We start from the raw sequence: 15,668 nt of genomic DNA, 5'->3' as shown, positions 1-15,668 counted from the left end.
CTTCACCCCTTTTTTCATCCGCCAAGGAAACAGACCATTGAATACACCACTACCGGAGAAAATACTCATTCTTGGGTGCGCCGGTTTTATTGGCAGCCATCTTCTAGACCGTCTGTTACAGGAACCCCGTTTTACTGTGGAGGGGTGGGATCTGGATGACACTAAAATCAAAAAACACCTGGATAATCCTAAATTTACTTTTGTAAAACGGGATATCTCCACACCACAATCTCTGGTTGCTCTAGAGCAGTCTATTGAAGCATGCGATATGGTGTTTTCATTGGCTGCCATTTGTAACCCTGCCCAATATAACCGGCAGCCGTTAAATACCATTCGCTCCAACTATAACGATATGATTCCCGTGGTGGATATGTGTGCACGCATGGGCCGCTGGCTCTGCCACTTCTCCACCAGCGAGGTCTATGGGCGCACCCTGGCCAGTCATGTCACCCCTGGGGATTATCCTGCCCCAGATTTATATGAACTGCAGGAGAACAGCTCACCTCTCCTGCTGGGACCTGTCTGTAATCAACGTTGGAGCTACGCAGCTGCCAAACAGCTTTTGGAGCGCTATATTGTGGCGCATCATTTTGAGTCCAACCTGCCCTTTACCATGATCCGACCTTTCAACTTTTTTGGTCCCCGTATGGATTTTATTCCTGGACGTGATGGTGAAGGGGTACCCCGAGTTCTGGCTTGTTTTGTGACGGCCCTGCTTGACCGCAAACCCTTACAACTTGTGGATGGTGGACATGCCCAACGCACCATCCTCTGGATTGGTGATGCCATTGATGCACTGATGGCGATGCTGGATCGTCCCCAGCAAGCCCAAGGGGAAATTTTTAATCTGGGATCCCGTGACACTGAGGTCAGCATGGCCCAACTGGCGCATGCCATACGACAGGCCTATGCCGAGATCAGTGGTGATGAAAGCTATCTGGACCACCCCATTGAGACGGTCTCCAGCTGTCAGTTCTATGGTCCAGGCTATGAAGATAGCGATCGGCGCATGCCCAATGTGGAGAATGTCTGGCAAAAACTGGGCTGGAAAGCCAAAACACCCCTGGATGAAACACTTAGAGAGACCGTAGCCTACTACCATGCGCTCTACGGGGTTAAGGAAACAGTGTGAACACCACACATACGACACCCCAGTGCTGTCTGATCGTAGTCAACTACAATGGTGGCCACTATCTGGACAACTGCTTGCAAAGCCTGCAACAGCTTAAAGGGATACCGTTTGAGGTTATTGTGGTGGATAACGCCTCGCAAGATGGTTCAACCCAACACGTTCCTGTAGACGATGCACGTTTTTCGCTGCTTGCTTTGGAAGATAACGTGGGGTTCGCCCGCGCCAACAATCTTGCGGCCCAACGTACTCAGGCACCGTGGATTGCAACCATCAACCCCGACACCAAACTTCCCACCAATTGGTTGGAGGAGATGCTTAAGGTTGCCCACACCCACCCCAACGCCGGTGCGTTAGGCTCGGCACTGGTTGCCATGGATAACGAGCAACTCTGGGATGGTATGGGTGATGTCTATTCCATCGTCGGATTTGCCTGGCGGGGGGGGCACCAGAGACCCCGTGAACAGCAGGAACATCTACCATTGGTGGCCGAGACCTTTTGCAGCTGTGCTGCGGCCTCGCTCTACCGCCGGGAGCTTTTTCTCACCCTAGGCGGGTTTGATGAATCCTACTTCTGCTATTGTGAAGATGTGGATCTGGGCTTTCGTATCCGCCTAATGGGTCATAGCGTCCTACAGGTACGCACTACCTTTGCCTACCATGCAGGTTCCGCCATCTCTGGCCGTACCTCAGCATTTACCATTTATCATGGTACCCGAAATACTATATGGACACTCTTTAAGAACATGCCCTGGCCGCTACTGCTCATTAGCCTGCTCCCCCACTTTATGCTGCATGGGGTGCAATGGTTTGGTGATGTCCCCAAAGAGCAAAAGCAAGCACGTTTACAGGGGATTAAACATGGTTTAAAAGGCATACCACAGATCATCTCACGTCGCTGGCATAACCGCCATCAACGCCGGGTGGGCAGTTGGCAGATGGCACGACGCCTATCCTGGTCACCCCACGCCTTGCTTAAGCGAGCGATTGTGCTGTTTCCAACGGATAGAGCTTAACACCTCAACATAAAACCCTTGGCAGAATGGGCAGATAACCCAACCTGTAGCACGGATTATCTGCCCCCTCCTTGATGATCAAACCTAACTAGCCCACCCCATGCGCCTATGAGCCACCTGATCAAAAAAGATACCGACTTTACGGCTCTCTTAGGCAACGCAGCCAACAGGCTGGCTTAAACGAGCACACACGACTCTTATCTTTCTAAAACGATGATGGGAAGCCATCCCCAGACATAGCATCAAGCCATTGATAAGCACAAACAACCCCACAACACCCCGCATGGATGCAAGCAGCTACAGTCTATGTGCCTCTGCAACAAAACAAGCGTGCTGCAAACAGACACTTCCATTGAACTGGCATGATCTAATGCCTATCGATCCTTCTTAAACAGAGCTGTTCATCCAAGCAGAACCACCCCCAAAAAACACCCTGCAAGCCAATCTGTAATCCTTGCTTTATGTGCAAGTGATCTCTTTACAGCAATCGAATAGATGCGTAAACATCTGTCGCGCTATTGAACGTGTTACCTCGCTCCATCAGGTAGATCTCTTGGTCACGAGCTGGCATAGAATCTCTTCCCTATACACGGGAAACCCAGACCCTAAAAGAGCCTACCCATGCGCCGTTAAGAGATAGATATATGGTCATGATGGAAACCTTGCATTTTGTTGCAACCAGCACCTTCACCTAACCCTTTATAGATCTCATTCTATGGGAATAACTTGACCGCCACCCCAGTATAAACCTTGTACGAAAGCAATCCCATACACCGATGAAGCGGAGCAAAGGCGGGTTCGATGGGGCTCTGCTCAACAACACCATTGTAGATCGCTATTCCAGGACGAGAAAACGGGCTGACAACAAGCGGATTCTGAGTGCCCACCCCAGTTCCATGGAACACCCTGGAAAAACATAGACGCCAACAGCCGAAAAATCATCTACACAGGATGACAGGCCCGTCACTTCCCTTCTCTAAGCGCTTACTCTTGGGGAGAGAATGGGACACTGCGAGCGAAGCCAGTGTTGGAATGATAGGAACACCTACGGGTGTGTTCATCATGATCTTTGGGATGGTTCTTTGGTTCGGATTCTTCCGAATGAAATCTAGGCGCAATCCGCCCTTTGGCTTCTCTATCCGAAATCCCACACTCTGACGGCGTAAGTTCGGGTCGTTATGGTTTGTCTCTGAGAGAATGTTGCTCATCCACCGGGCTGGGCAACATTAGGATACAAGCCGGGACAACATGAAATCGCAGCCGACCCCATTTTCCAACCAAGATGGACCATTGTCTGAGCTTGATTATATGGAAAAACAATAAACTGATTTCCATATTATCGCATTTATCTTGGAATAAGTAACAATGTATCTTTAGAGGTACCCAACCACACCTTTACGGAGACGCCTGATGAAAGCGGTAATCCTCAACGAATATGGCGATGATGCCCAGTTCCTATCCACAGAATTACCAACCCCTTCCGTAAAGGCAGGGCATGTGATCGTTCGTGTTGCCGCAACCAGTGTTAACACAGTCGACACCATGATCCGCCAAATGGGAAAAGATCTTGCCCCCATAACCCCAGCACTGCCCGCCGTTCTCGGTATGGACTTTGCCGGTACCGTTGAAGAGATAGGCGAGGGAGTGACGGGCTTTGCGCTGGGGGATGAGGTCTATGGTTGCGCTGGTGGACTTGCCGATCTACAAGGGGCGCTCGCCGAACAGATGTTGGTCGACGTTCGACTGATTGCCCACAAACCGAAAACCCTTTCTATGCGTGAGGCAGCGGCATTACCACTGGTGGCTATTACTGCCTATGAAGGCTTGATGAGAGCACATGTAAAGACGGGTCAAAAGGTTCTGGTTCACGGTGGGGTTGGCGGTGTGGGACATGTTGCCGTGCAACTGGCCAAGCATCTGGGCGCTGATGTCTATGCCACGATCTCTCACGAAAAAGCGGCCGCAACCCTAGAGAAATATGGTGCAACCGCCATTAACTACAAGACTGAGCAGGTTGCTGACTATGTAGCCAAACATACCGATGGCGCAGGTTTCAACGTTGTTTTCGACTCTGTTGGCGGAGAAAACATGGCCAACTCTTTTGAGGCGGCGGCATTGAATGGACATGTCGCTACAACGGTTTCTATGGTGGAGATGGACCTATCCACGGCTCACTTCAAAGGGTTGTCACTGCATGTAGTCTTCATGCTTATTCCCATGCTGCACAACCATAAACGGCAGGAGCACGGTGCTATTTTGGCAAAGCTTGCTGAGATTGTTGATGTAGGTGGCTTGAAACCGTTACTTGATGAAAAGCCATTTGGCTTAACCGACGTTGGGCAGGCATACCAGCATCTGACCAGTGGACAAGCCATCGGTAAGGTTGTCATAGAGATCTAGGGCAAAAGCTCCTTTAACACCTCTATTCAAACGAATCATACCACCCTTACTTGCATGTTGATCACGCAGTAGGCGTGGCTCAGACATCGCCATATCAGAAATGTTGAGGACAACATGAAATCACTTAAATCTTTAATGCTTGCAGGTGTCTTAACAGCTTCTTTCACCTTTTTACAAACCCCAGCCATGGGTTTTGCTGCCGAGTTAAATTCCAACCTTCTCTTGAGATCCCAAGTCGATTGGGAACAGCTTAACCCAGCACGTGGCGACAAAAGCCCCCAGGCCGGTACACTTTGGGGAGACCGCAAGGGTACTGTGCCAACAGGATTTCTCGTTAAGTTTGTGGATGGCTTTGCTTCACCCTCTCACATTCATAATGTCTCCTATCGTGGGGTGGTCATCAGTGGCCTGATTCATAACGACGATCCCAAAGCCGCTGATATGTGGATGCCCCAAGGCTCCTTTTGGACACAACCCAAAGGGGAGTCTCACATTACCGCAGCTAAAGGTCGTACCAATGTAGCGTACATCGAAATTGAGGAAGGCCCCTATCTGGTCCACCCTGCCAAGCAGGCATTTGATAGCGGTGAACGACCGGTCAACATCGACTCATCGAATATTGTCTGGCTGGATGCCTCGAACATTAACTGGGTTGATCAATCCGGTATGTCAGCCTCTGACAACGGCCCTAAGGTTGCCTTTCTTTGGGGAAATCCCCAAGACGACCAATTGAATGGAAGCTTCATCAAACTGCCTCCAGGGTTCAAGGGAAAGATACACAGCCAAGGTTCAACTTTCCGTGCTGTCATTATCAAGGGACAACCACAGTACCAACTGCCGGGTAAGGCTGATGTTACGACGTTGGAGCCAGGTAGTTATTTCAGCTCAAAAGGGGAGACTCTGCATAAGCTTTCCTCTAATGACGGAGAAGAGAGCCTTGTTTATGTTCGCACAAACGGTCAGTTCCGAATTACCTCTGCAAGGTAACAACCCTTTAGGGTGTTCTGGTATCCATCACCCGCAGGCATCATCCCTGATCTAAAGTCGCCACCCTTTACGCCCACCATATAGGCTGGGCGTAAAGGGTGGTCTAATAAAGAGCAACAACGTGTTCCTATCGGGTTTGGAACAGCTCTTAGAACAACCATACTCTTGTGGACCGGTGTTTTTAACGCTCTAGCAAGGTGCAAAGTCAACCATCCCGCCCCGACACAAGACGAAGATCAAGCCGTATGGTAACCGCGGGGTACCGATTTTTCTACAGAGCCAAGCTTTGCGCCGGATTAGGAACAAGGATCCTGATCCATGGAAGCAAAAGCGTAATGATCGGCGGCGAAACTTGGCAGATACCGCCATGGGACGCATGAAAAAGGTCTTTGGGAACCTCTTAATATCTTGTCTGTTTGAGCATCAAGACAAAGAGAGTTTTGTTGACTACGGAGGGCTGAACATCATGACAGCAGCACTTGTTTGGCCACAGAGCGCTACAAGTAACGGCTGAAAAGGGACCATGGGAGAAGCGGTGATGATGCCCCATGGATACAACAACGCCATGCAAGATCATAAGCGCAGCATAAATACATATTACCATCAAACATTAGATATTCAACACCTTACAAGCACACACCTTCCTCATACAGATATCCTCAGACACATAGAACCTCCCAGAAGAACCAGCCTGCAAGCCAATCTGTAACCCTTTCTTTATGTGCAAGTGATCTCTTTGCAACATTCAAATGGATTAAGTAAAAACCTTCTGCGTTATTCATTAACCTCAAACAGCAGAGATCTACCTAGGTAAATACCCCTATTGCATATACCAGATGAAACCTCTATACATAGGGTTATAAAGATAAGGACTATGCGGCACACACTAAAAAAAGATAATAATTATATGCAAAACCGCATTTTTCCATCTACAAAATATAAACTATTCACTGCACACCACGACCTTTGCCTTATTAGCCTGCCCTCACATGATACTGTCACCCTATTTCCTTTAAGAATTACTTTATAGGCCGTAAAAAGCGGCCAACGACCAGATGAACATAAAGTTCAACTTACAGAAAACGGTAAAATACGGATAGAACAAGCGGATATATACTTGAAGAAACAGAATTAAGCCCTATCAATAGGTTACTTTTTTACTTAGAACAAAAACGCATTATCTGCACGATTTCTTTCATCATAATGTTGGCAAAACGGTTCAACCAAGAAAAATGTGTTAGGGCGACATAGAAATGAAAGTTCTCATTGCAGATGATCATGAAATCGTCAGAGATGGTGTAGAACTGTTGCTGAATGGTTGTGGTACCTACCAGGTCATTGCCAAGGTTGCGGATGGCATACAGGCTTTAAGCTCAACCCAACAACTTAAGCCAGACTTGATCATTCTTGATCTCTCCATGCCAAAAATGTCTGGCCCTGATGTTATTACTGAAATTAAAAAGCTTGAATCACCACCCCTGATATTAATATTAACGGCCTACAGTTCTGGGCCTTTATTGAATGAATCCATCACAACGGGTTTTAATGGCATTGTCCTTAAAAAAGATGGTCGTCGCGCGCTGTTAGATGCCATTGAGACCATTGCGGCGGGGAAAACTTTTTATTCCAAATCCCTACCTGCTCATATTCGAAACATGTTAACAGGGGGGGGATCTAAAGAGGGTGGTAGCCTGCTCTCTTTAAGAGAACGTCAGGTTTTGCAACTCATTGCTGAAGGCAACACCAGCAAGGAAGTAGCTAAGCTCTTAAAAATTAGCTCTAAGACGGTAGACATTCATCGTTCTCACATTAAATCCAAAGTGGGTGCCCGCAACCCTATGGATCTATGTAGCTATGCCTATAGCATCGGCTTGGTTGGTAACGATGTAAATGTATAGACCTGAGCACCGACCAACAGCGGACAACCGCCCCTTAAAGGTCTGACCTACCGCCCCCACCCTTCGCTTGCAGAGCCATCAACTTAGGGCTCAATGTCGGCATGCTGCTATTCACAACCATTAATATCACCTTACGTGCCATTCTCAGGTCATATATGGAAAACGCCTTCGCTTGGCACACCCCTTACTATCAGCCCAAAAAAAGGCCCCCACGTTAACCTTACATCAGGATAACGGCCTAAGCCTTAGACACTTACCTGCATCAACATTAAATCGAAGTGCCATTCTCAGGTCATATATGGAAAACGCCTTCGCTTGGCACACCCCTTACTATCAGCCCAAAAAAAGGCCCCCACGTTAACCTCACATCAGGATAACGGCCTAAGCTTTAGACACTTACCTGCATCAACATTAAATCGATACAAACAGCAGACTGCACAGAGATGCCTGCATGTTGAAAAGATCTTGCGTAGAAACAGCCATCACCTTCAACACCTCTCCCTCTATAGAACCCAACAACAAGACAACAGAACCCCTTTATGCACTTCACTCACTTGGAGAAACCTGGAATAGAATCGTCTTTTGCCTAAACCTGGGATGTAGTAAGCTGAATTTACAAAGTTTGGCATGCATAAAAGCCAAAATAGAGGGAGCCCACAAACCATAGGCATCGATGAAACACCATTGAAATAGCGGTTTGTATAACCTACATCCACCCTTTTCAGCATACTTACGCTGCCTAAACAGGCTTAAAGGATGGCTGCAGTCTGCATAGGATGTTGGCATAGCGTGCAACACCCGAGCATGATCTCCCCCCTCAAACGCAGTCGATCAGGAAAATACACGATACATTGGGCCAACATTTGCGGTCGGTCAGACATGCCTATACGTCAGACTTGGCATAGACCAGCCGGCAGTACTATCTCACCTTGGTAACGTTACTTAGTTCTTGGGCTTCTAGCCTGAGAAATATACATATTGGGGTCGCTCAAAATGGAATATTCAGGCAATAAAAACGAACTCATTTCATTGGTTAATGCCATTGATCACTCCAGTGCCATTATTGAGTTTTCAGTCGAGGGTGACATCCTGACAGCCAATGATAATTTTTTAAATTGCATGGGCTACACCCTTGATGAGATCCGTGGCAAGCATCACCGAATGTTTGTGGACCCTACTTTTGCATCCTCAACCGAATACAAACAGTTTTGGGAAGGGTTAAAAAATGGGGCGTACACCTCTGCTGAGTATATGCGGCTTGGCAAGGATGGGCGTGAAGTCTGGTTGCAAGCGACCTACAACCCTGTTATTGGCGATGATGGCAAAGCCTACAAAGTGATTAAACTGGCTATTGATGTGACCAGCCAAAAACGCATAAATGTCATCAATTCCGGCATGATCAAAGCCATTGAACAGTGCATGGCCGTAATTGAATTTGAATTGGATGGCACCATTATTCGGGCTAACGATATTTTTCTTAACAGCATGGGTTATGAGAGCCGCGAGATCGTGGGTAAGCACCATAGAATGTTTGTGGATGATCTCTATGCTGAAACAGAAGAGTATAAAAGCTTCTGGCAGGCATTAGGAAAAGGGCAATTTAACCGAGGACGTTTTGAGCGGTTTACCAAAACAGGTGAATCCATTTGGTTGGAAGCAACCTACTCCCCCATTTCTGACCCCAACGGTAGACCCATAAGAATCGTCAAATTCGCCTATGATATCACCGCAAGTGTGGAACAGAGTGAAGCCCTGGAAGTGGCTATTTTAGAAGCACAAGAGGCTGAGCGCGTTCGCAACGAACTGGATAAAGCGGTACAAGAAATGTCCACACCAGTCACCCCAATTTGGGATGGTATTTTACTGTTGCCGTTGGTGGGGGTTTTAGACTCCATGCGAACATCAGAGATCATGAATAAATCGCTAACCATGATCTCTGAAACCCGAGCCAAAGTATTTGTATTGGATATCAGCGGGGTTGCCACCGTCGATACGGCTGTCGCCAACCAGTTAATCAAAATCACCAAAGCCACGCGTTTAATGGGGTGTGAAGCCATCATCTCAGGGCTTTCTCCAGCCATTGCCCGCACCATTGTTGAGCTCGGGGTTAATGTGGAAGAGATCCGCACCACCGCCACTTTGCGGGATGCCTTTGAAACCGCACTGGGCATGATTGGTGAAATACTTGGTGGGGAGCACACCCCTAAAAGGCCAACCTCCCCCCCCAACGCTTAACGCTGATTATTGACCATGTTCATCAGCCAAAATAACGCCATGATAGCGGTTACCAAGGTTCAAGATATTTTGGTGGTAACCATGCAGGCCGATCTGGATAGCAACCATTTTGAGGCCATGTGTCACGATATCCTTGAACAGATGCGCCATCAAAAAGTTGAAGCGGTTGTGGTGGATTTTTCTGCTGTGGATGTCATGAGCTTGAGTGAGTTTGACCGTCTGCGCCGTTTTTTTGATACGGTGCATCTACTTAAAGCCCAACCCGCCATTGTCAGCTTATCAGCCGGCGTGGTGTTATATTTGGTCGAAGCGGGTGCCCATACAGAAGGTATTCATTTTTTCTTTGGATTGGATGAAGCCCTACAGAAGTTTCAAAAAGCCTAAGTAGAGAGGGTTACACGCCCGTTAACGGAGGCACGATTGACCAACTTTACCATCGATAGCATGGCCAGCCTGCATGCCGCAGTTGCCCGCACACAATCTCTTCCCATTATGGAGGATATCGGTGTTGAAGAGCGGGTACTGATCTCTACGGTTGTTTCTGAGTTGGGTACCAATATTTTAAAGTTTGCTCAACGTGGTCGAATTTCCATCAACCGAATTGATGATGCAGGACATGATGCCATACAGGTGATTGCGCGGGATAAAGGGGCTGGCATACATGATGTTGAAAGTGCCATACAGGAAGGCTACAGCACAGCAGGAACCTTGGGGTTAGGCCTATCTGCTGTACGCCGTATTATGTCTTCCATGAACATTGAAACCGGGGTTGGTAAAGGCACCACTGTAACCTCCATAAAATGGTTGGATGGCTGTATTTCAGAACAACATAAACGTGTGACAGGCTATACCCAAACAACCGACACCAGCCGGTTTATAAAGATAGAGCATGCCCACGTAAACCGCCCCCACCCCCATGAAAAACAGAGTGGCGATAGTTTGATCATTCGTCCGACAGATATTGGTTTACTGTTTGGTATTATAGATGTTTCTGGCCACGGTGCAGAAGCACATGCTTTAACAAAAAAACTCAGTGAAGCGGTGCAAAATGCACCTTCTGAGGATCTTGATGCCCTACTACACATGCTGCATGACATGGCCAAAGGTACCCGCGGCGCTGCGGCAGGTTTAGCCTTGCTCAATCGCGCCAGTGGTCGGTTATCCTTTGCAGGGATCGGTAATGTTCATATCCGCACCATTAGTCTCCGCAATTGGCGGGGGGTCTCGCGAGATGGCATTTTAGGTGAGCGCATGCGCAACATCCTCCCTCAATCTACGGCCATCACTTCTGGTGATATTATCATGCTCGCCTCAGATGGTGTTTCAGAGAGCGCACCCTGCCGGTTTTTGGTCCGAGGCTCGCCCCTTAAAGCCAAACATCTCGTGGACAAGGTGATGCACGCCTCCGCCAAAATGACGGACGATGCATCCTGTGTGGTGATCAAATGTCTATAAACCGCCATGATCTCCAAGTACTGACCCTTGATAGGGAACGCAGCTGTATTGAGTTCAGGCGTAAGCTAATTAAAGCGCTGAACATCATCATGCCCCCCCTCTATGCCACCACCCGTTCCGCATGGCTTTTTGATTGTGCATCCACCCTGCTGGATCAGCCTGTCGTTGTGACCTCCTACCTTCAGCAATCTTTCTCTCATGTACAACTCATCATCCAGTTTCACCCCTCAACACCGAGTACACCCCCACCATGCCCCCCCACCATTGGGGTGATGAGATCGAAGAAGGATGGGACAGAAGCCGCAACAGATTATTACCAATACAGCTGCAGGCTAGAGGTACCAGCGCTCGAGACCGAAACCATAAAGCGCGTGCAAGCCATCTTTGCTGAAAAATCGCGGGCTCAACTCTTTCAAGAGATGGAGGAGATGAACCAAGAACTCAAGGCCTCCAAACTGTTGGCAGAAGGGGCGACACAGGCTAAATCTGATTTTTTAGCCAATATGTCTCATGAAATCCGAACCCCCATGAATGCCATTATTGGCATGTCAAACCTAGCTTTGAGAACGGATTTAAACCCTAAACAACGCAATTACGTTGAAAAAGTTCATCGCTCTGCAGAATCACTATTGGGGATTATCAATGATATCCTAGACTTCTCAAAGATTGAGGCGGGCAAACTGGATATGGAGGTGGTGGATTTTCGGTTGGAAGATATTTTAGAGAACCTCTCCAACCTGGTGGGTTTAAAAGCAGAAGAAAAAGGGGTTGAGCTTCTCTTTGATACCGACCTGGAGCTTCCCATGGCACTGATGGGAGACCCGCTACGTTTAGGGCAAATTCTCGTCAATCTCGGCAACAATGCGGTTAAATTTACAGAACACGGAGAGATTGTTTTTTCCACACGGGTTAAGGCACAAGATGCAGACTCGGTTTTGATCCACTTTGCCGTACGCGATACCGGCATTGGCATGACACCGGAACAACAGTCCAAACTCTTTCAATCCTTTAGCCAAGCTGACACCTCAACCTCACGCAAATATGGGGGGACAGGTTTGGGCTTAACCATCTCCAAAAAACTGGTGGAGTTAATGGGTGGGGAGATCTGGATTGAGAGTGAAGCTGGCGTTGGAAGCATCTTCCAATTTACAGCCCAGCTGGGTCTTCAAGCCAACCCCAAACCCCGTATGGTTGTTAAGCAGGAGGCACTGGTTGGTCAGCGTGTACTGGTGGTGGATGATAATACCACCGCCAGGGAGATTCTATGTGCCATGGTCTCCAGTTTTGATATGAAAGTCTTGGGTGTGGATGGCGGGGTCGCGGCCCTGGAAGAGATTAGCCAAAAAGATCAAGACAACCACCCCTATGACATCGTATTGATGGATTGGCAAATGCCAGAGATGGATGGGGTTGCCTGCATACAAGCGCTCCAGCAGATCACGCTTCAATCGCCCCCCGCCATTATTATGGTGACCGCTTTTGGTCGTGAGGAAGCCATTTCATCCACTCTGGAGAATCGCGTTGCGGTTAAATCCATCTTATCAAAACCCGTTATTCCCTCTTCTCTACTGGGTGCCTTTGGGGAGGTATTTGGGCATGGTGTTGCCCAAATTGAGACAGGATCCTCTAGGCAGGCGGAAGAAACCGAAGCGGCAAAAAGCTTACGCGGAGCATCCATCCTATTAGTTGAGGATAATGAAATTAACCAAGAGCTTGCCCTGGAGCTACTGGCCAATGGGGGGATAACAACAAAGGTGGCTGATAACGGGCAGATCGCTTTGGACATTTTGGATTCTGGTGAGATTTTTGATGGTGTGCTCATGGATATTCAAATGCCGATTATGGACGGCTATACCGCCTGTCAGGAGATCCGTAAACGCCCTACTTTGCGTGAGCTACCAGTTATTGCCATGACGGCCAATGTGATGTCTGGTGATCTAGAAAAAGCCACCAATGCAGGTATGAATGGGCATATTGGCAAACCGATTAATGTGCGTGAAATGTTTACCACCATGGCCCAGTGGATTAAACCCGCCAACCCACCCCAAACAGCCCCCCCTACCCCTCAAACATCACAAAAAAAACAGAGCATCACCATCCCTGAACTGCCAGGTATTGATGTTACCACCGGTCTGGCAACCACTCAGGGCAACGCCAAGCTATACAAACGTTTGCTCGGGAAGTTCCACACCTCGCAAGGGGAATTCATGGCGCACTTCAGGCAGGCGCTTGCTAAGGATGATATGGAACTTACAGTACGCATGGCACATACCCTTAAAGGGGTGGCTGGCAATATTGGCGCACAAAGCGTACAACGCGCGGCTGAAGCCTTGGAGGCCGCTTGCATGGCATCGGCAACATCCCGTGATGTCGAACATTATATGACTGAGGTCACCCAACAACTGACCCCAGTGTTAGATGGCCTTGAACAGTGGCTGGCCATGGAGAACCAAGCACAAACCGAGCAGAGTGAATCGTCCTCTCTTTTTGATCAACATCGCTTCAACGCCTTATTAGTAGAGCTCAAAAACTATTTGGAAGAGGATGATATGGAGGCTCAGCAGGTGATTGAAGCCATTCTTAACTTGGATGGTATCGGGCCGTTAAAGAACCCTATTCATGAACTGTCTGAAACCATTAACGACTATGAGTTTGACACTGCATTAGAGAAACTAACGGCACTTAAAGCCCAGACTGACGTTGAATCCAACAAGGGATAAGCCCGTAAGCATGCATTATCAAAAACGTCTACTCTGTCTGCAAGAGCAAAGAGCCTCTCTTGAAAATGCCGCCCCCCATAGCACACTTCGTGTCAGGGACTAAGCGCATAGCAATCAACCCTCTTCCCTTAGCAACCCTTAGAGCAGCGGGCACCTAATCGATACAGCAACCGACCCAACCATATGAATCTTCCAAGGGTTGGGGTATCTTAAGTGTTGATTCTTTTCTTTCAACTGGACCGTGGTATGGCCGAGAAAAAACACCGCATACTTATCGTTGATGATGAACGTCTGCATATCAATATGCTCAATGATATGCTCAAAGAGCGCTATCTATTAAAAGTGGCCTTAAAGGGCGTTCAAGCCATTGACCGTGCCATCTCCGACCCCCAACCCGACCTGATCCTATTAGATATTCAAATGCCTAATATGGATGGTTTTCAGGTATTGGCACAGCTTAAAGCCGATGCCCGAACCCAAGGGATCCCCGTTATTTTTGTCACCGCCATGGATGAAGAGGAAGATGAAGCCCGGGGGCTGGAACTGGGGGCCGTGGACTATATTACCAAGCCCTTTTCACCGGCGATTGTGCAGGCTCGTATTCATACCCATATCACACTACAGAGCAGCATCCGCGAAACCATAGAGGCCCAGTGGCAAGCTCAATCGCTACAAAAACAGGTCGGGGCACTTAGTCGCAGCTTGGCCCATGAAGCATTACAGCACCCAGATGCTTTTACCCATATTGTGACCACCAGCCAAAAAATGCGTGCCACCTTTCACTATATGGAGGCTGTGGCAGACTCAGGTGAGCCAGCCCTCATTACAGGTGAGACTGGTGTTGGCAAGGAGCTTATCGCCCAAGGACTACACCACCTAGGGGGGCGTAGCGGACAGATGGTGTCTGTCAATTTAGCGGGGTTGGATGATACCACTTTCTCCGACACACTCTTTGGCCATAAAAAAGGGGCCTTCACCGGGGCCGATAGAGACCGTAAAGGGATCATTCAACAAGCACGGGGGGGCACCCTGTTTCTTGATGAGATTGGTGATCTTGATCCTGCTTCTCAGATTAAACTACTGCGCCTGCTGCAAGAAAAACTCTACTACCCATTAGGTTCAGATACACCGACCCCTATGGATGTAACCATTGTTGCAGCCACCAACCGAGATCTGAATGCCATGATGCAGGAGGGCAGCTTCCGTCAGGATCTTTTCTTCCGTCTCTCAGCCCACCACATCAAGATTCCACCTTTACGTGAACGTCAGGAAGATATTCCTCTTCTTACACTGCACTTTCTAAAAGAGGCTGCTCAAGCTATGGGGCGCAACTCTCTTGAGCCACCCATGGAGCTATTAAAGCTTTTAGAACTCTATGATTTTCCAGGAAACATCCGTGAGCTGCGCGCCATGATCTTTGATGCCGCAGCCCAGCATGGATCAGGCTCCATACTGTCGATGAAGAGTATTCAAAAAACCATTGAAGAGCGTCGCACAACCCCCTCTACAGCTCCAGAACAGCTTGAAACCACAGAACTAAGCATAGATGGCCGTCTGCCAACCCTGGAAGAGGCTGAAACCCTTTTGGTTGCTCAAGCCATGCATCAAGCTGGCAATAACCAGGGGATTGCCGCAGGCCTGCTTGGTATTTCTCGCACAGCCCTTAACCGCCGCCTTAGCCGTAAATTACGCCATTTAAAAGAGGAATAACCCGCTTAAAACAGGGTGTGCCAAACTGCACACCCTAACCAATGTGCACACCCCTAAGCAAAGAACACATCCGACTGTTTTAATTAATTAAACAAGCCATATCCTGCAAAAAAATCTC

General features: G+C 48.3%; 10 protein-coding genes. All 10 read left to right on the top strand.

From position 1 onward, the window contains the following. Nucleotides 1-37: 37 nt before the first annotated feature. The 10 genes from V5T57_RS08180 (at nucleotide 38) to V5T57_RS08135 (ending at nucleotide 15,550) form a co-directional block, all read left to right on the top strand. Entirely contained in the window at nucleotides 38-1,132 is a 1,095-nt protein-coding gene (locus V5T57_RS08180) for an NAD-dependent epimerase/dehydratase family protein (protein ID WP_332890702.1), read from the top strand. Further along, complete coding sequence (locus V5T57_RS08175) at nucleotides 1,129-2,145, top strand: glycosyltransferase family 2 protein (protein WP_332890701.1); 1,017 nt, start codon at nucleotides 1,129-1,131, stop codon at nucleotides 2,143-2,145. Before V5T57_RS08180 ends, V5T57_RS08175 begins: the two co-directional genes overlap by 4 nt. A 1,410-nt stretch (nucleotides 2,146-3,555) precedes the next feature. Continuing rightward, a complete protein-coding gene (locus V5T57_RS08170; protein WP_332890700.1) occupies nucleotides 3,556-4,545 on the top strand; it encodes a zinc-dependent alcohol dehydrogenase family protein in 990 nt (329 codons plus the stop codon). 114 nt (nucleotides 4,546-4,659) lie between these two features. Beyond that, nucleotides 4,660-5,532 (top strand): DUF4437 domain-containing protein, encoded by an 873-nt coding sequence (locus V5T57_RS08165; protein WP_332890699.1) that lies wholly within the window; start codon nucleotides 4,660-4,662, stop codon nucleotides 5,530-5,532. A gap of 1,253 nt (nucleotides 5,533-6,785) precedes the next feature. Next, nucleotides 6,786-7,430 (top strand): response regulator, encoded by a 645-nt coding sequence (locus V5T57_RS08160; RefSeq protein WP_332890698.1) that lies wholly within the window; start codon nucleotides 6,786-6,788, stop codon nucleotides 7,428-7,430. A 993-nt stretch (nucleotides 7,431-8,423) separates the two neighbouring features. Continuing rightward, nucleotides 8,424-9,665 (top strand): PAS domain S-box protein, encoded by a 1,242-nt coding sequence (locus V5T57_RS08155; protein WP_332890697.1) that lies wholly within the window; start codon nucleotides 8,424-8,426, stop codon nucleotides 9,663-9,665. 15 nt (nucleotides 9,666-9,680) lie between these two features. Continuing rightward, nucleotides 9,681-10,049, top strand: coding sequence for an STAS domain-containing protein (locus V5T57_RS08150; RefSeq protein ID WP_332890696.1), 369 nt, complete (start codon nucleotides 9,681-9,683; stop codon nucleotides 10,047-10,049). A gap of 36 nt (nucleotides 10,050-10,085) precedes the next feature. Beyond that, complete coding sequence (locus V5T57_RS08145) at nucleotides 10,086-11,120, top strand: SpoIIE family protein phosphatase (protein ID WP_332890695.1); 1,035 nt, start codon at nucleotides 10,086-10,088, stop codon at nucleotides 11,118-11,120. Then, nucleotides 11,111-13,840, top strand: a complete 2,730-nt coding sequence (locus V5T57_RS08140) for a response regulator (protein ID WP_332890694.1) — start codon at nucleotides 11,111-11,113, stop codon at nucleotides 13,838-13,840. Before V5T57_RS08145 ends, V5T57_RS08140 begins: the two co-directional genes overlap by 10 nt. 213 nt (nucleotides 13,841-14,053) lie before the next feature. After that, on the top strand, nucleotides 14,054-15,550 hold the full coding sequence (locus V5T57_RS08135) for a sigma-54-dependent transcriptional regulator (protein WP_332890693.1): 1,497 nt from the start codon (nucleotides 14,054-14,056) through the stop codon (nucleotides 15,548-15,550). The last annotated feature ends 118 nt before the right edge of the window (nucleotides 15,551-15,668 follow it).

It is taken from the genome of Magnetococcus sp. PR-3 (genome assembly GCF_036689865.1).
In the GTDB taxonomy this organism is placed as follows: domain Bacteria; phylum Pseudomonadota; class Magnetococcia; order Magnetococcales; family Magnetococcaceae; genus Magnetococcus.
This window is presented reverse-complemented; position numbering and strand designations above follow the sequence as displayed.

Excerpts from the sequence above, each read along its gene's own strand:
- V5T57_RS08170 (WP_332890700.1), top strand. The coding sequence starts at position 3,556 with ATGAAAGCGGTAATCCTCAACGAATATGGCGATGATGCCCAGTTCCTA.
- V5T57_RS08165 (WP_332890699.1), top strand. The coding sequence starts at position 4,660 with ATGAAATCACTTAAATCTTTAATGCTTGCAGGTGTCTTAACAGCTTCT.
- V5T57_RS08160 (WP_332890698.1), top strand. The coding sequence starts at position 6,786 with ATGAAAGTTCTCATTGCAGATGATCATGAAATCGTCAGAGATGGTGTA.
- V5T57_RS08155 (WP_332890697.1), top strand. The coding sequence starts at position 8,424 with ATGGAATATTCAGGCAATAAAAACGAACTCATTTCATTGGTTAATGCC.
- V5T57_RS08150 (WP_332890696.1), top strand. The coding sequence starts at position 9,681 with ATGTTCATCAGCCAAAATAACGCCATGATAGCGGTTACCAAGGTTCAA.
- V5T57_RS08140 (WP_332890694.1), top strand. The coding sequence starts at position 11,111 with ATGTCTATAAACCGCCATGATCTCCAAGTACTGACCCTTGATAGGGAA.